At 71.8% G+C, this 19,728-nt stretch carries 17 protein-coding genes; 9 read left to right on the top strand and 8 right to left on the bottom strand.

From position 1 onward, the window contains the following. Positions 1-4: 4 nt before the first annotated feature. The gene (locus tag OQ02_RS06185) at positions 5-2,257 is read right to left on the bottom strand and encodes a HelD family protein (RefSeq protein ID WP_033437265.1); all 2,253 of its coding nucleotides are present in this window, start codon (positions 2,255-2,257) and stop codon (positions 5-7) included. Between the two features lie 346 nt (positions 2,258-2,603). Here OQ02_RS06185 and OQ02_RS06180 point away from each other — a divergent pair, with 346 nt between their 5' ends. From OQ02_RS06180 to OQ02_RS06165, 4 genes are all read left to right on the top strand, one after another. Further along, positions 2,604-3,278: a hypothetical protein gene (locus OQ02_RS06180; protein ID WP_051771926.1), complete on the top strand. Its 675-nt coding sequence runs from the start codon at positions 2,604-2,606 to the stop codon at positions 3,276-3,278. A gap of 181 nt (positions 3,279-3,459) precedes the next feature. Next, on the top strand, positions 3,460-4,065 hold the full coding sequence (locus OQ02_RS06175; protein WP_033437446.1) for a TetR/AcrR family transcriptional regulator: 606 nt from the start codon (positions 3,460-3,462) through the stop codon (positions 4,063-4,065). 65 nt (positions 4,066-4,130) lie between these two features. Next, positions 4,131-5,492 carry a dihydrolipoyl dehydrogenase family protein gene (locus OQ02_RS06170; RefSeq protein ID WP_197043234.1) on the top strand — a complete coding sequence of 454 codons (1,362 nt, stop codon included), beginning with the start codon at positions 4,131-4,133 and terminating at the stop codon, positions 5,490-5,492. A 156-nt stretch (positions 5,493-5,648) separates the two neighbouring features. Continuing rightward, a complete protein-coding gene (locus OQ02_RS06165; RefSeq protein WP_033437264.1) occupies positions 5,649-6,020 on the top strand; it encodes a hypothetical protein in 372 nt (123 codons plus the stop codon). 24 nt (positions 6,021-6,044) lie between these two features. Here the strand turns inward: OQ02_RS06165 and OQ02_RS06160 are convergent, their stop codons facing one another. After that, positions 6,045-7,250 (bottom strand): hypothetical protein, encoded by a 1,206-nt coding sequence (locus OQ02_RS06160; protein WP_231499892.1) that lies wholly within the window; start codon positions 7,248-7,250, stop codon positions 6,045-6,047. A 201-nt stretch (positions 7,251-7,451) separates the two neighbouring features. On the opposite strand from OQ02_RS06160, the gene OQ02_RS06155 reads away from it, so the two are divergent. From OQ02_RS06155 to OQ02_RS06145, 3 genes are all read left to right on the top strand, one after another. Further along, positions 7,452-8,894 carry a S8 family peptidase gene (locus OQ02_RS06155; protein WP_231499891.1) on the top strand — a complete coding sequence of 481 codons (1,443 nt, stop codon included), beginning with the start codon at positions 7,452-7,454 and terminating at the stop codon, positions 8,892-8,894. Between the two features lie 297 nt (positions 8,895-9,191). Then, on the top strand, positions 9,192-9,695 hold the full coding sequence (locus tag OQ02_RS06150; protein ID WP_156076900.1) for a DUF3145 domain-containing protein: 504 nt from the start codon (positions 9,192-9,194) through the stop codon (positions 9,693-9,695). A 100-nt stretch (positions 9,696-9,795) separates the two neighbouring features. Beyond that, on the top strand, positions 9,796-10,374 hold the full coding sequence (locus OQ02_RS06145; RefSeq protein WP_051771922.1) for a hypothetical protein: 579 nt from the start codon (positions 9,796-9,798) through the stop codon (positions 10,372-10,374). A 101-nt stretch (positions 10,375-10,475) separates the two neighbouring features. Here OQ02_RS06145 and OQ02_RS06140 read toward each other — a convergent pair whose 3' ends face one another. The 6 genes from OQ02_RS06140 to OQ02_RS06115 form a co-directional block, all read right to left on the bottom strand. Then, positions 10,476-11,903, bottom strand: coding sequence for an acyl-CoA carboxylase subunit beta (locus tag OQ02_RS06140; protein WP_033437261.1), 1,428 nt, complete (start codon positions 11,901-11,903; stop codon positions 10,476-10,478). Between the two features lie 24 nt (positions 11,904-11,927). Next, complete coding sequence (locus OQ02_RS06135; RefSeq protein ID WP_033437260.1) at positions 11,928-13,163, bottom strand: beta-ketoacyl-[acyl-carrier-protein] synthase family protein; 1,236 nt, start codon at positions 13,161-13,163, stop codon at positions 11,928-11,930. Beyond that, positions 13,160-13,399 (bottom strand): acyl carrier protein, encoded by a 240-nt coding sequence (locus tag OQ02_RS06130; RefSeq protein WP_033437259.1) that lies wholly within the window; start codon positions 13,397-13,399, stop codon positions 13,160-13,162. The genes OQ02_RS06135 and OQ02_RS06130 overlap by 4 nt, the downstream gene beginning before the upstream one ends. 64 nt (positions 13,400-13,463) lie before the next feature. Then, positions 13,464-14,441 carry a beta-ketoacyl-ACP synthase III gene (locus OQ02_RS06125; protein ID WP_033437258.1) on the bottom strand — a complete coding sequence of 326 codons (978 nt, stop codon included), beginning with the start codon at positions 14,439-14,441 and terminating at the stop codon, positions 13,464-13,466. Continuing rightward, positions 14,438-15,367 carry an ACP S-malonyltransferase gene (locus OQ02_RS06120; RefSeq protein ID WP_081915443.1) on the bottom strand — a complete coding sequence of 310 codons (930 nt, stop codon included), beginning with the start codon at positions 15,365-15,367 and terminating at the stop codon, positions 14,438-14,440. Before OQ02_RS06120 ends, OQ02_RS06125 begins: the two co-directional genes overlap by 4 nt. Before the next feature lie 187 nt (positions 15,368-15,554). Further along, positions 15,555-16,730, bottom strand: coding sequence for a PucR family transcriptional regulator (locus tag OQ02_RS06115; RefSeq protein ID WP_033437256.1), 1,176 nt, complete (start codon positions 16,728-16,730; stop codon positions 15,555-15,557). Between the two features lie 117 nt (positions 16,731-16,847). Between OQ02_RS06115 and OQ02_RS06110 the strand changes: the two genes are divergently transcribed. Together OQ02_RS06110 and OQ02_RS06105 are read left to right on the top strand one after the other, a co-directional pair. Continuing rightward, positions 16,848-18,434 (top strand): alpha/beta fold hydrolase, encoded by a 1,587-nt coding sequence (locus OQ02_RS06110; protein ID WP_051772002.1) that lies wholly within the window; start codon positions 16,848-16,850, stop codon positions 18,432-18,434. A gap of 217 nt (positions 18,435-18,651) precedes the next feature. Next, a complete protein-coding gene (locus OQ02_RS06105) occupies positions 18,652-19,464 on the top strand; it encodes a mechanosensitive ion channel family protein (protein ID WP_033437255.1) in 813 nt (270 codons plus the stop codon). The last annotated feature ends 264 nt before the right edge of the window (positions 19,465-19,728 follow it).

Here is a 19,728-nt window from a genome sequence, read left to right as displayed (position 1 = left end):
GGCCTCACCCGGCTGTCGCCAACCTCCCCAGCACGTCCGGCAGGTCGCCGGTGTGGACGACGCCGAGCCGTTGCGTGGCACGGGTCAGCGCCACGTACAGGTCGCTCGCACCGCGCGGTGACTCGGCCAGGATGCCCGCCGGGTCGACCACCAGCACCGAGTCGAACTCGAGGCCCTTCGCGTCGGTCACCCCCAGCACGACGACCTGGGTGTCGAGGTCGTCCGAAGCGCCCGGCACGGCGGCGCGCAGCGACGCCACCGAAGCCGACGGCACGATCACCGCCAGCTTGCCGTCCCCGACCGCGGCGACCTCCTTGTCCACCAGGGTGGGCAGCGCCTCGGACAGCGACGGCACCCGCAGGCTCCACGGCTCGAACCCGCTGTCGCGCACCGACGTCGGCGGCACCAGGTCCGCGTCCACCGAGGCCAGCACGTCGGCCGCCACGGCCATGATCTCCGACGGCGTCCGGTAGTTCACCGTCAGCTCGGTGAGCTTCCAGCGGTCCATCACGTACGGGGACAGCACTTCGCCCCAGGACGACGCCCCCGCGATGTCACCGGTCTGCGCGATGTCGCCGACGACGGTCATCGACTTGGACGGGCACCGCCGCATCAGCGTCCGCCACGCCATCGGGGACAGCTCCTGCGCCTCGTCCACGATGATGTGCCCGAACGTCCACGTCCGGTCCGCCGCCGCCCGCTCGGCCGCCGTCTCGTAGCGCTCCGCGCCGTGCCGCTCGGCCAGCTTGTAGGCGTCGACCAGGTCGGTCGCCATCAGGATGTCCGGGTCGGCGTCGTCTTCGAGGTCGAGGATGTCCAGCACGCCCTGCGCGTAGTCGATCGCCTGCCGCCGCTGCCGCTCGGCCCGCGCCTTCGCCTCCATGTCGTCCTCGCCGAGCAGTTCCGCCGCCTCGTCCAGCAGCGGCACGTCGGCGGGCGTCCACTCGGAGCCGCGCGGACGGGCCAGCAGCGCGCGTTCGTCGGGGGAGAACTTCGGCGTGGCCTTGGCGATCAGCTTCGGCGACGCGTAGAGGTCTTCGAGGAGCTGCTGCGGCGTGAGGTTCGGCCACAGCTTCGCGATCGCGGCCTGGACGCCCGGGTCCTCGCGCAGCTCGCGCCGGATGTCGTCGACGTCCGCCTGGTCCAGCAGGTGCCGACCGAGCCGGGACACGGCCTGGGACGCCAGCGTCGAGATGATCTCGCGCTGGAACACCCGCCGCGCCTCGTTGTGCGGACGCCTGGTGCGCCGCGCACGCCCCCGCGCGTCGGTGATGGCCCTCCGATCCAGTCGCAGCACGTCCTGCTCGAACGGGACCTCGACCAGGCTCGGCGCCTCCTGCCGGTCCCGGATCGCGTGCGCCACCACGTCGGCCATGCCGATGCGGCCCTTCAGCGCGGCCACCTCGGCCGGCTCGCGGCCGACCGCCGTCATGCCCGGGAACAGCTCGCCCACGGTCGACAGCAGCACGCCCGTCTCACCCAGCGACGGCAGCACCTGCCCGATGTACCGCAGGAACGTCGCGTTCGGACCGACCACCAGCACGCCGCGCTTCGCCAGCTGCCGCCGGTGCGTGTAGAGCAGGTACGCGGCGCGGTGCAGCGCCACGGCCGTCTTGCCCGTGCCCGGACCGCCCTGCACGACGACCACGCCGTTCAGCTCGGTGCGGATGATCTTGTCCTGCTCGGCCTGGATGGTCGCGACGATGTCGCCCATCTGACCGGTGCGGCTGGCGTTCACCGCGGCCAGCAGGGTGGCCTCGCCGGTCAGCCCCTCGGACGGGCGGTCGAGGTCGACCGAGTTGATGTCCAGCAGTTCGTCGTCGAAACCGACGACCTTGCGCTGCTTGGTCCGCAGGTGCCTGCGCCGGCGCACGCCGTCCGGCGCGGCGGCGGTGGCCAGGTAGAACGGGCGTGCGGCGGGCGCGCGCCAGTCCATCAGCAGCGGCTCGTACTCCTTGTCCTCGTCGAACAAGCCGATCCGGCCGATGTAGAACCGGTCGTCGGTGTGGAAGTCGAGCCGGCCGAAGCACAACCCGTTCTCCACCGCGCTGTACTGCGCCAACTGGTCGGAGTACATGGCCACCGAGGTGTCCCGCTCGGACCGCATCTGGTGCGTTCCGCCGGTTTGCCGCAACGCCCCGGCCAGGCGCTTCGAGCTCTGTTCCCGGAGGTCGTCCAGCCTGCCGTACAGCATCGACACGTATTCCTGCTCCGACTCGGTTTCCGCGAGCCGGAGGTCATCGGAGGGGCTTGACAACGTGCCTCATTTCTGGATAGCGTGGTTTATCAGCCTGTGTCCCAATGCGGCTGACAGTTTCCTGCGGGCCGACAGTCCTGCACCCGTCATGCGCAGAACGTCTAATCTACTACACGTTCTTCACCCTGGTGCGCGAAAGCCGCGGCCGAGCGCCGTGCGCCGGCCGCGGGGGATGAACCGACGGTTGGTCGCGGAACGCACGTGGTCGACTGCTGTGGGTGATCGGCCCAGTCGGGTCGGGTCGCCTGCACGCCCCGTGAGGGCGGAACCACCCGATGAGCGGCTGTCCGCGGGCACGCGGGTGAAACCGGTCGACGTCGGCTGATCGCCCGGCACCCTGGAAGGGGTGAGGGAGAAGCGCCAAGAGCTGGTCCGGCTGTGCCGCGTCGTGGTCGACCGGTCCCCGTGGGAGCTCGCGTTCGCGGTGGTCGTGTCCGTGTGGTCGCTGGTGTGGGTGGTGGGCCAGGCGTCCGGCGGGCCGAGCCCGCTGGAAGTGCTGCCGGTGCGGTGGGCGGGCCTGCCCACCGGGTGGCTGGACGCGACGCGCGGCTGGTTCGACGGCCGCACCGGGTTCCTCGCCGTGGCGGCCGGGCTCCTGTGGGCGATGACGAGCGCGCGGCGGCAGGCGTCGGCGTTGTTCGGCTGGCTCGCCGTGATGGCGGCGGCCGAGGACGTCGGCTACGTCGCGGTCCGCTGGGCGCTGGTCACGTTGGTGGCGTACCTCGTGGTGATGGGACTGGTGTCGATCACCGGACGGCGGGCGTTCGTGGCCGACCGGATCGCGGTGATTCCACGGGACGTGGCACGGGCCGGTGCGACCGCGGCGGCGTTGTCCGCGGTGGTTCCCTTGGTCGCGCCGGGCCTGGCGCTCGCCCGACTGGTCGGCCCCTACGTGACTCGGCCACCGCGCCGTCGGGCCGGGACGCCGATCGTCCGCGTCCCTTCCGCCGAACGGACCCACCAGGCCGACACGGCCGGTGAAGTGCTGAAACCGGTGCCCGCGCAGCGCGGACCGCGGTGATCCGCGTCCGATTCAGGCGACCCCGGCGACGGTAAATAGTTTTGCCTCCTAACAATGTGACCGATGAAGTCGAGGGAACCTCACATCACATTCCGGAATCGCCTGTTTGGGCTTACCGGTCCGTATCCATCAAGATGAGCCCGTGCCAGAAAATCCCGCCGAAAACCGCTTAGCCAAGGTGATGCGTCGTCAGCCCGTTCAGCAGCGCGGCGCCGCGACGGTGTCCGCGATTGTCGATGCCTGCGCGACGCTGCTCAACGACTACGACTACGACGACATCACCACAGCCCGGATCGTCGAGCTGGCAGGCGTGCCAATTGGATCGTTCTACCAATACTTCCCGGACAAGCGTTCTGTAGTGCACGCGTTGGCGTTGCGCGGCATGGAGGACTACCTGTCCCGGGTCGAATCGCTGTTCACGGAGGGGCGGCTCGCCACGGGCTGGCGGGACGCGGTGCAGCAGGTCGTCGGCGTCTACCTGCGGATGCTGGTCGAGACACCGGGCTTCGGCCGGGTCCGGTTCAGCGACATGCTGGACGGCCACCGGCTCGACGCGTCGGTCGACCAGTACGAACTGATGGCCGAACGGCTGCGCGACCTGTTCGTCGGCCGCTTCGCCGTGCGCGGCGACGCGCCGATCTCGTTGACGTTCCGGATGGCCGCCCAGACCGCCGACGCGATGTTCAAGCTGGCCGAACGGGTGGAGCCGGACGAGCGCGCGGTGGTGCTCCGCACCGCCGACCACGTGATCATGAAGATGCTGGCGGGGATCTTCGACCCCGTCTAGGCGGGCCTGATGTTGCCGCCTCGGTCCGGGTGGTGTGTGGTGGACCGGTGAGCGACGACTTCGACGTGATCGTGATCGGCGGTGGGCCGGTGGGCGAGAACGCCGCCGCCCGGACCGCCGCCGGCGGGCTCCGCACCGCGCTGGTGGAAGCCGAACGAGTCGGCGGTGAGTGCTCGTACTGGGCCTGCATGCCGAGCAAGGCGTTGCTGCGCCCCGGCCACGCGCTCGCCGCCGCCCGCCGGGTGCCGGGTGTTCCGGTCGGCGACCGGCTGGACCCGGCGGCGGTGTTGAAGCGGCGCAACAGCTTCACCTCCGACTGGGACGACTCGGGCCAGGTCGGGTGGGCCGAGGGCGCCGGGCTGACCGTGGTCCGCGGTCGTGGCCGGCTGGCGGGGGAGCGGCGGGTCGACGTCGACGGCCGGGTGCTGACCGCCGCGAAGGCGGTGGTCGTGTGCACCGGCAGCGTGCCGCGCATCCCGTCGCTGCCCGGTCTGCCGGACGTGCCCTACTGGACGTCGCGCGAGGCGACTTCGGCGCAGGAGGTGCCCACGTCGTTGGTGGTGCTCGGCGGCGGTGTGGTCGGCGTCGAGATGGCGCAGGCGTGGGCCCGGCTCGGTTCGGACGTCACGCTCGTGGTCTCCGGTGAACGGCCGCTGCCCAAGTTCGAGGCGTTCGCGGGCGACCTGGTGGCCGAAGGCCTGCGTGAGGACGGCGTCCGGGTCGTCACCGGTGTGCGCGCGACCGGTGTGTCCACTTCGGACGAAGGCGTGTCGCTGCGCCTGTCGGACGGCTCTTCGGCGTCCGGCGCGCACCTGCTCGTCGCCACCGGCCGCCAACCCGCCACCTTCGACCTCGGTGTCGAGCCGTTCGGCTTCACGGCGGGCAAGGCCCTGGAGGTCGACGACACCGGCCGCGTGTCCGGAGTGGACTGGCTCTACGCCGCGGGCGACGTCACCGGCCGCGCGCTGCTCACCCACCAGGGCAAGTACGCCGCGCGGGCGGTCGGCACGGCGATCGTCACCGGCGCCACCGACCCCGCGCCGTGGACCGCCGCCGTCGCCACGGCCGACCACACCGCCGTTCCGCAGGTCGTGTTCACGGACCCGGAAGTGGCGTCGGTCGGCCGGTCCGAGGCGCAGGCGCGGGAGGCCGGGCTGACGATCCGGGTGATCGACCTGGACATCGCGCTGGCCGGGTCGTCCCTGCACGCGGACGGGTACCGGGGCAAGGCCCGGATGATCGTGGACGAGCGCCGGCGCACGCTGGTAGGCGTCACGTTCGCGGGCCCCGACGTCGCCGAGATGATCCACGCGGCGACCGTCGCGATCGTCGGCGAGGTCACCGTCGACCGGTTGTGGCACGCGGTGCCGGCGTACCCGACGATCAGCGAGGTCTGGTTGCGGCTGCTGGAGGCGTACGGCCTGTAGTGGTGGCATTTGCCCGGACGCCGATACCGACACGCGGACGCCGCGCACACGATTGAGCGATATAGCGTGCCTGCGGTAGTCCGACTGCCGTACCGCCCCTGCGGCCATAAAGCGTCTGAACCCAAAAGTGCGGTTTCAACTCATTACACTGCCGTCGTGACCAGGGGAACTGTGGCTGTCGCGATGGGCGCGGTCCTCTGGTGCGCGTTCGTCATCGCGACCACGTTCCTGCCGAGCGGGCCTTCGTGGCCGCCGACCGCGGTGTACCTGCCGGGGTTCCTGGTTCTCCCGGTCGTGCTCTACACGTTGTTGCGCGCGCGTTCCCACGCGTTGCTCTGCTTGGCCCACGTGCCCAAGCCGGTGATCTTCACCGGATTCGCGATCGCGGTCGGCGGGTGGTCGTTCTCGTTCGGCCTGATCACCGGCAAACCGGGCACCGAAACGCTGTGCGCGGTGGCCGGCCTGGTGATCGTGCTGCACGTCGCGTTCGGGCTGATCGGCGTCGGCATGGTCCGCACCGGCCGCTGACCACCGCCGCCGACGACCCGCGGCTCACCCCTGGACGGCAGGCAGCCGCAACGCCTGCTCGGCGACCTCCACCAGCTTCGGCGCGGACGGGTCGGGCTCGCCTTCCACCCACACCACCTGCGTGATCCGCAGCTGCGCGCCCTTCACCGACACCCGGATCACCGACCGGTCGAACGACGCCGGACCGCCGGACCACCCCTTGCCCTCGTGCACCAGCGAGTCGACGCCGCCGGAGCCCGCCGTCGACGCGACCGCGTGCAGCTCACCGGCCCGCGTCGCGTCCGGCAGGCTGAGCTCGGCGATCGTGATGCCGACCTTGCGGCCGTCCACCGCGGTCTCGTACTGGGCACGCCTGAGCTGCATGCACATGTGCCCGGAGAGCCACGCCCGCACGTCCCCGAACGCGTGCGCGGCGCAGTCCTCGGTGCGGTCCGCGCCGCGGGGCAGGAAGTTCCGGCCGTCCACGACGACCGTCGTCGGCTGGGGCGGTGGCTGCGTGGTGGTGGCCGCGCTGTCCGCGGTGTTGCCCGACGACAGCGAGGCGATCAACGCGATGATCAGCAGCACGCCGACGACGACACCGCCGACGTAGGGCAGTACCTTGCGGCCGGTCGGCGGCGCCACCGCGATCTTCGGCAGCAGCATGGTGCTGGCCGACGCGAGGTCCGCCGTCGCGTCGGAGAAGCCCTCGGCGATCAGGTCCCGCCGGTCGGGCGGCGCACCGGTCGGCGCCAGCACGGCGACCAGCTTGGCGGCGTGGTCGGCCGAGCAGGGCCGGTCGCTGGTGGCCAGCTCGCGCGCGGCGGTGAGCAGCGTCGTCGGCTTGGGGTGCAGGACGCGCACGCCGCGGTTGAGGTCCACGGTCGGCTGCACGACCTGGCCGACGTACGGGCCGACGGCCACGACGGTCGTCACCGGCAGCGGCTCGCCGCGCATGTCCTGGATGCGGCGGGCGACGGCGGTGCTGGCCTCCAGCGCCTCGGCGGCCGGGCTCATCGCGCCGTCGGGCCGGGTCAGCGGCCAGCCGTCGATCTTCCACTGCCCGTTCAGCGGCGCCTCCAGCCGCATGGCCGGGTCGGGCAGGTCGACGCCGACCACGACCAGCACGCCGCGCGGCAGGACGATGACCGCCACCAGGTCGCGTGGGCAGTCCGGCGGGCGCACGCCGAGCAGCGCGACACCACCCAGCACGGCGTCGCCGACGCCCCACGTGCTCAATGCGGCGCGCACGTCAGCGCCCACTTCGGACGGCTCGCTCCCGAGTCGGATCAGCCGCACAAGACCACCGCGTTCCACACGGTCGGACACGGTAGCGCCGTCGGCGGTCGAACTCCCGGTCGCATCGCGGGAGATGACGTTGCGTGACACCCATCACCTGAACGGGTGCGGCTCGTTAATGGGTTGCTCAACCCCTGCATTGGAGGTCCGACAGTGAAGCGCAACGCCGCCCTGCTCGCGGCGGGCACGCTGGCACTGTCCGTCGCGGTCGCCCCGTCCGCCTCGGCCGGTCTGCTCGCCCCCGTCTCGTCCCTGCTCGCCAGTCAGCTGTCCGGTGGTTCCGCCGGCACCGTCTTCGTCCACGGCACCGACCTCGCCGCCGCCGAGAGCGCCGTGCGCGCGGCCGGGCTCAGTCGCATCACCGGCTTCGACCGCATCGGCGTGGTCGCCGCCCGCGGCACCGCCGCGCAGATCACCGCCGCCCGTGCCGCCGCGGGCGTGACGTACGTGGAGGCGAACCGGCCGATCGAGTTCACCGGGTCCACTTCGCACACCGCCACCCGCGGGCTCGAAGCGCGCCGGACCCTGACCGGCGCGAACGGACAAGCCCTCGACGGCACCGGCGTCACCGTCGCGGTGATCGACTCCGGGGTCGACCCGACGCACCCCGCGTTCCGGCAGCCGAACGGCCAGACCAAGATCGTCCGCAATCTCAAGAGCGTCTGCCTGGACGAGGCGAGCACCGGCACCGGCTGCATCCTGGACATGCCGAACACGGTCGACACCGACCTGCTCGCCGTCGGTGGCCACGGCACGCACGTCACCGGCATCGCGGTCGGCAGCGACACGACCCTGACCGACGGCACGGTGGTGCGCGGCGCCGCGCCCGGCGCGAAGGCCGTGGTGATCTCGACCGGCGCGGTGCTGTTCATCATCGGCGCGGACGCGGCGCTGAACTGGGTGCTGGAGAACCACCGCGCACCGTGCGGCGCGGGCGTCCCGGCGTCGGTGTGCCCGCCGATCAAGGCGGTCAACAACTCCTACGGCCCGTCCGGCGGCGGTGCGTTCGACCCGAACTCGACCACGGTGAAGCTCCAGCGGGCCTTGGCGGCCGAGGGCGTCGTGACGGTGTGGGCGAACGGCAACGACGGCGGCGACGGCAGCGCGAACCTGTCCAACCCGCCCGGTCAGGACCCGACGCCCGGCGTGCTGTCGGTGGCGTCCTACCACGACCTCGGCACCGGCACCCGGGACGGCGCGGTGTCGGAGTACTCGTCCCGCGGCCTGGCGACGGACTCCTCGACGTGGCCGGACATCTCCGCGCCCGGCGAGGACATCACGTCGGCGTGCCGGCTGTACCTGGCGATCTGCGCGACCGGGCTCCAGCCGCAGAACGGGCCCGGCCCGCTCGACGTCGGCACGTTCAACACGATCAGCGGCACGTCGATGGCGGCGCCGCACATCACCGGCATCGTGGCGCAGCTGTTCCAGGCGAACCCGTCGGCCACGCCCGCGCAGATCGAGGCGGCGCTGAAGTCGACCGCGCACAAGTACGGCGCCGGCTACCGGACTGTCGGCCCGCACACGTCCAGCCACGACAAGGGAACGGGTTTGGTCGACGTCGTCGCCGCGGCACGCGCGCTCGGCGCGGCCTGATCGACAGGGTTGATCAACCGATGTGATCAACCGGCTCGGACACGGATCGGATCAGTGTCCGAATGATCTCGGAAAGTGACCTCGCGGCCCGTAACCGGGCCGCGAGGTCGTCGTTTGTGGTGACCTTTCAGGGCCGAAAGTCCTGTATCCGACCCGCCCGGGTGAGGAACGCGATGGTTCTTATGGCGGACCGCAGCCGCAGCGGGCAGAATGACCAAGTCGGGAATTCACAAGATCGTCCGCGTCATCGACAGGCCGTAGGGGAAGACGTCCCTCGTCGAGTAGCGGAGGTCAGCTGTGAGCACCCGTGGCAGCAGCAGTGGCGTGGTCTACGTCCACTCGTCGCCGTCTGCGGTCTGTCCGCACGTCGAGTGGGCGATCTCGGGCACCCTCGGTGAGCGAGCGGACCTCAAGTGGGCGGCGCAGCCCGCGGCGCCCGGACAGTTGCGCGCCGAATGCAACTGGACCGGCGACGCCGGCACCGGGGCCCGACTCGTGTCCGCCCTCAGGGCGTGGCCGATGCTCAGGTTCGAGGTGACGGAAGACCCGAGTCCGGGAGTGGACGGCGTGCGGTACTGCTTCGCGCCCGTGCTGGGCCTGTGGCATGCGCGCACCAGCGCGAACGGCGACATCGTCGTGTCCGAGGACCAGCTCCGAGCCCTGGCCGGCCGCAGCAGGGGCGGCGAGTCGTTCGCGCACGGCGTGGACGAGATCCTGGGCGCGGCCTGGGACGACGCCCTGGAGCCGTTCCGCCGCGCGGGCGACGGCGCCCCCGTCACCTGGCTCCACCGCGTGGGCTGAGCCTGCCGGCGGCATCCGCCGCCGGTCCACCGCCCGAGGTCGCCCTTGGCGGTCAACGGGTTCCGGCGCGCGGTCACGGCCGCTGTGGCACGCTCGTGGTGTGTCCGCACGCTTGCTGCTGCCCGTCGTGCTCCTGGTCGCCACCGCCACGGCCGGCGTCGGTGTGCTCGCGCGCGAGGTGTACCAGCGGCCCGCACAGGCACAGGGCGACCAGATCGCGGTGCCGAGCTCAGGGCCGTCCAGCTCCGTGCCGCGCAGCGCCCAACCCGGCACCGGCACGGTCCAGTTGAGCATCGACGCGTCGCAGCACCCTGACGGCCGGCGCGTCCACGCCGTGCTCCAGCAGTTCTTCGACGCGATCAACGGCCACGACTACGACCAGTGGGCCAAGACCGTGACCGCGCACCGGGTGAGCCAGACGCCGACGTCCCGCTGGCTGTCGGACTACGAGAGCTCCCGCGACGGCACGATCCTGGTGCACCGGATCGAGTCGGTCACCCCGACCAGGCTGCGCGTGCTCATGACGTTCACCAGCACCCAGGACGTGGCCAAGGCGCCGGCCGAGCTCCAGGCCGACTGCATCCACTGGCGCGTCGTGTACCCGTTGCAGGAGGAGCGCGGCGCCCTCCGCGTCGACCTGGGCACCGAAGGCTCGACCTCCCAGTTCGCTCCCTGCTGACCTGCCGCGAGGCGTCCGGTCGCACACCGCGCGAATGCGCGGTGGGGTCGCCCCCCGACGGAGCGACCCCACCGTACGGCGGCGGAGCCGTGGGAGTGGAGCTAGAGCGGGATGTTCCCGTGCGCCCCGCGGCCGGCGGGCGCCGCGGCCAGGGCCTGGGCCAGCTTGCGGCGGGTCTTGGTCGGCTCGACGACCTCGTCCACCACGCCGATGGCGATCGCCCGCTCCACGCCGCCGGCGATCCGCTCGTGCTCCTCGACGAGCGAAGCGTGCAACGCCTCCCGCTCGTCGTCCGGCACGGCCGCCAGCTTCTTGCGGTGCAGGATGCCGACTGCGGCCTTGGCACCCATCACGGCCACCTCCGCGATCGGCCACGCGAACACCGCCGTGGCGCCCAACGACCGCGAGTTCATCGCGATGTACGCGCCGCCGTACGACTTCCGCGTCACCAATGTCACCCGCGGCACCACGGACTCGCCGAACGCGTGCAGCAGCTTCGCGCCACGCCGCACCACGCCGTCCCACTCCTGGCCGACACCGGGCAGGTACCCCGGCACGTCCACGAGCACCAGCAGCGGCACGCCGAACGCGTCGCACATCCGCACGAACCGCGCCGCCTTCTCCGCCGACAGCGAGTCGAGGCACCCGCCCTTGCGGATCGGGTTGTTCGCGATCACGCCGACCGTCCGTCCACCGAGCCGGCCCAAGCCGACCACGATGTTCGGCGCCCACTTCGCCTGCAACTCCTCGAACGAGTCCGCGTCGAGGATCGCCGCCACGAGGGGCTTCACGTCGTACGCCCGCTGCGGCTGCTCGGGCAGCAACGCCCGCAGGTCGTCGCCGTCCGGCACCGAGTGCAGGTCGAACACGCCAGGCTGGGCGAACAGACCGGTGATCCGGCGGGCCCGCTCGTAGGCGTCCGGCTCGTCGGAAGCGATCACGTGGACCACGCCGGACTTCCGCCCGTGCGCCTCCGCGCCGCCCAGCCCGTCCATGTCGATCTGCTCGCCGGTCACCGACCGGACCACGTCCGGCCCGGTCACGAAGACCTTGCCGGCCGGGGCCATGATCACCACGTCGGTCAGCGCGGGCCCGTACGCCCCGCCGCCGGCCGCCGGCCCGACCACCACGGAGATCTGCGGCACCCGACCGGACGCCCGGATCATCGCGGCGAACATCTGGCCCATGCCGTCCAGCGACTCGACGCCCTCCGGCAGCCGCGCGCCGCCGGAGTGCCAGACGCCGATCACCGGGGTGCGGTCGCGCACCGCGGTGTCGATCGCCTCCACGATGTGCCGGCAGCCCTCCGACCCGAGCGCCCCGCCCATCCGCGTCGCGTCACTGCAGTACGCGACGACCTTCGCGCCGTTGATGCGCCCGCGCACGGCGAACATGCCGCTGCCGTCACGGGGCCGCAACGGCGCGATCGAACCGGGGTCCAGCAGTTGCGCGAGCCGGACCTCCGGGTCGCGCGGGTCGAGCACGGCATCCGCCTCCGGGTTCGCCGGGCGGGACGCAAGGGCAGTCATCGCGAAGCTCCTCGTAGACGTCTGTCAGGCCTGGGTGAACACGAGCGAGACGTTGTGCCCGCCGAACCCGAAGGAGTTGTTCACCGCGGCCACCAAGTCGATCTTGCGTGGCTCGCCGGTGACGACTTCCAGCTGCACCTTCGGGTCCTGGTCCTCCAGGTTCAGCGTCGGCGGCACGATGCCGTCGCGGACCGACAGCAGCGTGGTGATCGCCTCCACCGCGCCCGAAGCGCCCAGCAGGTGGCCGTGGTTGCCCTTGGGCGCGGTCAGCACCGGGTGGTCGCCGATCGCCCGGCGCACCGCCTGCGGCTCGATCACGTCGCCCACCTGCGTGGACGTCGCGTGGCAGTTGACGTGGCCGACGTCGGCCTTGTCCACGCCCGCGACCTGGATCGCCTTCGCGATGGCCCGCGACTGCCCGATGCCCTCGGGGTCCGCCGCGGTGATGTGGTGGCCGTCGGAGCTGGTGCCGATGCCCGCGAGCTTGCCGTAGATCCGCGCGCCGCGGGCACGGGCGAACTCCTCGCGCTCCAGCACCATGATCCCGGCGCCTTCGCCGAGCACGAACCCGTCCCGGTTCACGTCGAACGGGCGCGACGCGGCTTCCGGGTCGTCGTTGCGGGTGCTCATGGTCCGGGCCTGGATGAAGCCGGCCATGGTGATGGTGGTGATGCACGCTTCCGCGCCACCGGCCACGACCACGTCCGCTTCACCGGACTTCAACATCCGGAACGCCCAGGCCAGCGCCTCGGCGCCGGACGCGCACGCCGACACCGGCGCGTGCACGCCCGCGCGTGCCTTCAGGTCCAGGCCGACGTGCGCGGCCGGGCCGTTGGGCATGAGCATCGGCACGGTCAGCGGCGACACCTTGCGCAGCCCGGAGGCCTCGATCAGGTCGTCCTGCTCCAGCAGCGTCATCGCGCCGCCGATGCCGGTGCCGACGATGACGCCGAGCCGTTCGGGGTCGACGCCGTCGTCGCCGAGCCCGGAGTCCGCCCACGCCTGGCGGGCGGCGACCACGGCGACCTGCTCGCAGCGGTCCAACCGGCGCGCCTCGACGCGGGGCAGCACCTCGGTGGGCTCGACCGCGAGCCGCGCGGCGATCCGCACGGGCAGCTCGAACCGCTCCGCGAACCCACCGATCAGCGGCTTCACACCGCTGCGGCCGGCCAGGAGCGCATCCCAGGTGGAGGCGGCATCGCCACCGAGCGGGGTGGTGGCACCCAGCCCGGTGACGACGACGTCGTTGTTACTGGTCATGCGTTGCTGGCGATGTAGTTGACCGCATCGCCCACGGTCTTGAGGTTGGCCAGCTCGTCGTCCGGGATCTTCACGCCGAACTTGTCCTCGGCCTGCACGGCGATCTCCACCATGGACAGCGAGTCGATGTCCAGATCGTCCACAAAGGACTTGTCGACCGTCACGTCGGCCGCCTCGACACCGGCGACCTCCTCGACGATCTCGGCGAGCCCCTTCTGGATGTCCTCGTTGCTCACTGAAAATCCCTTCCTTCTTCTTGCTTCGCCGGCTGGTTGGTCCCACCGGAGTCTGGATGTGCGGTCACGGCAGTCGGACGACCTGTCCCGCGTAGGACAGGCCCGCTCCGAAGCCGACGAGCAGCGCCACGTCACCGCTGCGCACCTCACCCGCGGCGCGCATGTGGTCGAGCGCGAGCGGGATGGAAGCGGACGAGGTGTTGCCGGAGTCCACGATGTCACGTGCGATCACGAGGTCTTCACGGGCTCCCTTGGCGCGCAAGCGCTTCGCGATGGCCTCGACGATCCGCAGGTTCGCCTGGTGCGGCACGAAGACGTCCACATCGGACACCTCGATGCCGGCCAGTTCGATCGCCTGGAGCGCGATCGGCGCGATCTGGGTGGTGGCCCAGCGGAAGACCGCCTGGCCCTCCTGGAAGATGAACGACTCGCGGTCGGCGATCCGGATCATGTCGGCCAGCTCGCCGGCGCTGCCCCAGGCCACCGGCCCGATGCCCGGCTCGTCGGACGGACCGACGACCGCCGCGCCCGCGCCGTCGGCGAAGATGATCGCGGTGGACCGGTCGTCCTGGTCGACCCAGTCGGTCAGCTTCTCCGCGCCGATCACCAGCACGTGCTTCGCGGTGCCCGCGCGGACCAGGTCGGACGCGGTGCCCAGGGCGTAGCAGAAGCCGGCGCACGCGGCGTTCAGGTCGAACGCGGGCGAGCCCGCGATCCCGATCCGGTCGGCGACCTGCGCCGCCGCGTTGGGGATCTGGGTCGGCATGGTGCAGGTGGCCACGATGACCGCGCCGATGTCCGAAGGGGCGAGCCCCGCGTCGGCCACCGCCTTCGCGCCGGCCTCGGCGGCCATGTCGACCAGCAGCTCGTCCGGCTTGGCCACCCGGCGGTTGGCGATGCCGACCCGGTCCCGGATCCACTCGTCCGAGGTGTCCATGCGGAGGCTGAGGTCGTGGTTGCTGACGATCGTCTCGGGCTGGTAGCTGCCCAGGCCGAGGATGCGGGTGCCGGCCGGGCCGGTGGGGATCGAGAGCGCGGTCACCCGGTCACCTCGGCGCCGGTGAGCAGGGCGACGACCTCGTCCAGCTGGTCGGGGGTCTTGAGGCCCAAGGTGGGGGTGCCCTTCAGCTCGCGCTTCGCCAGGCCGGTCAACGCGCCGGCCGGCGGCAGTTCGACCAGTGCGGTCACGCCGCTCGCGGCCAGGGTGGCCTGGCAGGCGTCCCAGCGCACCGGGTTGGTCACCTGGGAGATGAGGCGGTTCAGCACCTCGGCGCCGTCGGTCACGACCGCGCCGTCGGCGTTGGACAGCAGCGGCAGCTCCGGGTCCTTCACCACGATCCCGGCGGCGCGGGCACGCAGCGCCTCCTGGGCGGGTGCCATGTACTTCGTGTGGAACGCGCCGGCGACCTTGAGCGCGCGGACCTTCGCGCCGGGCGGCGGTTCGGCGACCAGCTTCTCCAGCGCGTCCAGCGGACCGGCGGCCACGATCTGGCGCGCGCCGTTGAGGTTCGCGCCGACCAGGCCCAGCTGCTCCAGGTGGGCCAGCACCTCGTCCTGCTCACCGAGGAGCACCGCCGTCATGCCGGTCGGCGTCAACGCGCACGCGGCGGCCATCTCGGCGCCGCGCACGGCGGCCAGCGCGACCGCGTCGTCGGGGCTCATCACGCCCGCGATCGCGGCGGCGGCCAGCTCACCGACCGAGTGGCCGGCGATGATCGTGTCGGCGGGCAGCTCGACCCGACGGCGCAGCTCCTCGTAGGCGAGCAGGGCGAGCGCGACGACCAGCGGCTGCGTCACCGAGGTGTCCTGGATCTCCTCCGCTTCGGCGGTCGTGCCGAGGCGGACGAGGTCGAGGCCGGTCGCCTCGGACCACGCGCCGACGCGCTCGGCGGCCCCTTCGAGTTCGAGCCACGGGGCGAGCATGCCGGGTGTCTGGGACCCCTGTCCGGGGGCGAGGAGCGCGATCACCCGCTCACTGAACACTCTCGCGGCCGGATCCGGTGATGCTGCCACGGACGAAACCAGCGACCAGCCTTTGTAGGGTCTCTACAAATGTGACTCTGCGATGAACGTAGAACGACGTGATGTGTTGTCGAACTCGACCCAAACCGGACATGCGTCGTCCGTCACACCCGGTCGAGCGTCCCTCGACTCGTCACCAAAGGCCACGAGCGCGGGCCAGTCGCCCCACGGACAGTGCGATGCGCAGCACCAGAGCGTCACGGGGATCGTTGGCGTTCCTCCCGGTGAGCTCGGTCGCCCGCTTCAACCGGTAACGGACCGTGTTCGGGTGCACGAACAGCTTCCGCGCGCACGCCTCCAGCACGCCGCCCACTTCCAGGAACGCATCCACCGTCTCCAGCATCGAGCCGCCCGCGTCCTCCAACGGCCGGGCCACCCGGTCCACCAGCTGCCACTCGGCCTCCGGGTCACCGGCCAGCGCACGCTCCGGCAGCAGGTCGAGCGACCGCACCGGTCGCGGCGCGGAGGGCCACCCGACCACCGCGCGCAGCCCGGACAACGCGTCGCTGGCGCTGCGGTGCGCCTCGGCCAGGCTCGTCACGGTCGGACCGGCGACCACCGGACCGGGGCCGAACGCGTCCGAGATCCGGGCCAGCGACTCACCCCGTTCCGTCTCACCGCCCAGCACGACCACCAGCCGCGAGCCCTGCACGCTCAGCAGCACCGCCCGGCTGATCCGGGCCGCCCGGCTGCGCACCTCGAACACCACGGCCGGCGGGTCGTCCGACGGCGGGTTGCCCACCAGCACGGTCGCCTCGGCCGCCGGGTCCCAGCCCAGCGCGGTGGCCCGGGACAGCAGCGACTCCTCAGCGTCGCCACGCACGATCCCGTCCACGACCAACGCCTCCAGCCGGGCGTCCCACGCGCCGCGCGCCTCGGCCGCCGCCGCGTACGAGGTGGCCGCGGAGAACGCGATCTCCCGTCCGTACCGCAGCACGCCCTCGCTGAGCAGCGCGCGCTCGGCCTCGTTCTCGGCCAGCTGCGGCAGTTGCCGCTCGAACAGCTCCAGCGCGATCCGCACCAGCTCGACGGTCTGCCGCAGGCTCACCCACCGCGAGATGTCCTTGGGCGCGGACCGGAACGCCTCGGCGGTCAGCCGGATCGCCTGCTGCGGGTCGTGCAGCCAGGACACGAACCCGGCCACCCCGTTCTGGATCAGCAGCAGCACGCCCGCACGCTGGTCGGCGGGCATCCGCCGGAACCACGGCAGGCGTTCCTCCATCTCGGCCACGCTCGCCGCGGCCAGGTCGCCCGACGCCCGTTGCAGCGTCCGCAAGGTGGCCCGCGACAGCGCGGCTGAGCTGGTCATACCCCAACGATCGCACGGGCCCGGATGGCCGACACCAACGAGTGACACAACCTGACGCTGTGCGTCGATCGCCCTACGGTCGGTGGCAATCGGACCGGCTCTTCGTGGAGGGTGCTCGTGCGCAGGTACATGTCAGTCGGCCTGGCGGTGGCCGCGGTGCTGGCGACGGGGATGACGCCGTCGTTCGGCACGGCGCCGCTCGGCACGGCGCCGCTCGGCACGGCGTCGTCAGGAACGGCGTCGCCGGGTGCGGCGTCGTCCGGCGCCGCACGCAGCGATCCGCTGGCCGAGTTCCACGGCCAGCAGCTCGAGTGGTCGCCGTGCCGGCAGGACCTGGAGTGCGCGGACCTGGTCCTGCCGCTGGACTACGCCCGGCCCGCGGCCGACCGGATCTCGCTGGCCATCAGCCGGAAGAAGGCGGCGGACCCCGGCCGCCGGCGCGGCATCCTGGTGCTCAACCCCGGTGGTCCGGGCGGGTCGGGCCTGGACATGCCGTCGTTCCTGGCCCACGCGGAAGCCTCGAAGGTGTACGACCTGATCGGCTTCGACCCGCGCGGTGTCGGCGGGTCGACCGCGCTGACGTGCCGCACGGTGCCCGAGTTCGCCGCGGTCGACTCCCGACCGGCCGATTCCGAGTTCCCGAAGTGGGCCGCCGAGGCACGGGCCGCCGAGGACGCCTGCCACCGCGCGGCCGGCGGTATCCGGCCGTTCATCAGCTCCGCGAACACCGCGCGCGACCTCGACGTGGTGCGTGCGGTGCTGGGGGAGGAGAAGCTCAACTACCTGGGCTACTCCTACGGGACGTACCTGGGCGCGGTGTACGGGAGCCTGTTCCCGAACCGGCTGGACCGCAGCGTGCTCGACTCGTCCGTGCACCCGGAGTGGATCTGGCGCGAGCAGTTCCGGGCGCAGGCGGTGGCGATCCGGCGCAACGTCGAGGCGTGGGCGGCGTGGGCCGCGCAGCACAACGACCGGTTCAAGCTCGGAGCGACCTCGGGCGAGGTGCTGACGACGGTGGAAGGGGTCGCGGCCACGCTCGGGGCGGCACCCGTCGAGGACTTCGACCGGACCACGTTCGACGCCACGGTCGGCGTCGGCAGCCGCTACCGTCCACTGTGGTCGGAACTGGCGGACTCGGTGATCCGGCTGCGGGCCGGGAAGGCGTCGGAGGCCGCGGCGCTGATGGCCCGGTCGGCGCGCGACGACCTGGTGTCCGGCGTGTTCAACACGGTGACGTGCGAGGTCGACTGGCCGACCGACTTGGAGACGTACTACGAGGACATGCGGGTCTTCCGCGACCGCTACCCGTACGGCTACGGCGTCCTCCGCGCCGCGCCGACCACCTGCACGTTCCGCACGTTCACACCGCCCGAGCCGGCCGTGGCGCTCAAGCGCGCGGGGTACCCCGTCGGGTTGATCGTGCAGGCGGACGGTGACACCCAGACGCAGTACGAGAGCGGACCGGCGATGGCCGCGCGGCTGGGGCACAACCTGATCACCGTGCTGGACGAGGGCAAGCACGGCATCTACGGCGGCGGGAACGCGTGCGTGGACAAGTCCGTCGACCGGTACCTGATCGACGGCGTGCTGCCGGCCAGCAGTTCGACCTGCCCCGGCGACCCGAGGCCGGACCCGGCGCAGGAATCGTCGGCGCAGCACGTGCAGGCGTACCTGGACGGCAGGGGAGTGTCCGCCGGATTCTGACTCCGTTCCCGCGCGAAAATCCGATGCGAAAACGCCCGGCGCGAGAATCCCGCGCCGGGCGTTTCCCTCTCCCCGGTCCCCACCGGTGATTCCACTCTGGACTGTCCAGGCGGGAACCGCCACGTCAGTCACCCTTTCGTGCCACCACTTCAGGTTGCCGGGTGATGCGCACTAGGAAACGATCTCCACCACAAGCGAAATGCGAAGGAGGGTCGTCGTGGGTACCCAGATCACCGAAGGACTCGGACAGGCGTGGACGATGGTGGCCACGTTCGTGCCGAAGCTCCTCGGCTTCCTGCTGGTCCTGTTCATCGGTTGGCTGATCGCCAAGGCACTGGCCAAAGCCGTCGGATTCCTGCTCAAGCGGGTCGGCTTCGGCCGCCTCGTCGAGCGGTCCGGCCTCGGCGGCTCGAAGTCACCGATCGACGCCTCCGGCTTGATCGTCAAGATCGTCTACTACTTCGTGCTGCTGATCGCCCTCCAACTCGCGTTCGGCGTGTTCGGCACCGGCAACGCGGTGAGCGTGCTGCTCAACGACGTCATCGCCTACCTGCCGCGCATCATCGTGGCGATCATCCTGGTGCTCGTCGCCGCCGCGATCGGCAAGGCGCTGAAGGGCATCGTGACCGGCTCGCTGGGCAACCGCCCGTACACGAAGATCCTGGGCAACATCACGTACGGGTTCATCGTGGCGCTCGGTGTGATCGCGGCGCTGAACCAGCTCGGCATCGCCGTCGCGGTGACCATGCCGGTGCTGATCGCGGTGCTGGCCACGGTCGCCGGCGTGATCGTGATCGGCGTCGGCGGCGGGTTGGTGCGGCCGATGCAGCAGCGCTGGGAGGGCTGGCTCAACAAGATCCAGGAAGAGTCCGCGCACATCGCCCCGGCACCGCGTCGTGAGCAGGAGCCGGTGACGGCGGGGACGGGCGCCACCCGTGCCCCCGGACGTGCGGCGCAGGGCCAGCAGGGCCGGATGGACCCCCCGACCCCGCCCGCCGGGATGCCGAGGCCGCCCACCGAAGGCCGCTGACCCGGTCCCGGTCCGAGCCGGTTCCGGTCTGACGGCCCCGCCCATTGTTCCGGCCCAGTGGTCCAGCGCCGTGACCCATCCGGTGGTCCGGCCCGGCGGTTCCGCCTGGCGGACCGGCCCCGTGGCCCAGCCCGGTGGTCGGGTCCGGTGGTCGGGTCCGGTGGTCCGGCTTGGCGGCCCAGCCCGGTGGTCCAGTGCGGCGGTGCAGGCCTGGCGGTCCCAGGTCGGCGCGGTTCGGGTCGGTGGTTGGTTCGGTGGTCGGTT

The sequence above is a fragment of the Saccharothrix sp. NRRL B-16314 genome, from assembly GCF_000716595.1.
GTDB lineage: Bacteria > Actinomycetota > Actinomycetes > Mycobacteriales > Pseudonocardiaceae > Actinosynnema.
This window is presented reverse-complemented; position numbering and strand designations above follow the sequence as displayed.

Excerpts from the sequence above, each read along its gene's own strand:
- OQ02_RS06115 (WP_033437256.1), bottom strand. The coding sequence starts at position 16,730 with ATGACCAGCTCAGCCGCGCTGTCGCGGGCCACCTTGCGGACGCTGCAA.
- OQ02_RS06135 (WP_033437260.1), bottom strand. The coding sequence starts at position 13,163 with ATGACCAGTAACAACGACGTCGTCGTCACCGGGCTGGGTGCCACCACC.
- OQ02_RS06175 (WP_033437446.1), top strand. The coding sequence starts at position 3,460 with ATGCGTCGTCAGCCCGTTCAGCAGCGCGGCGCCGCGACGGTGTCCGCG.
- OQ02_RS06140 (WP_033437261.1), bottom strand. The coding sequence starts at position 11,903 with ATGACTGCCCTTGCGTCCCGCCCGGCGAACCCGGAGGCGGATGCCGTG.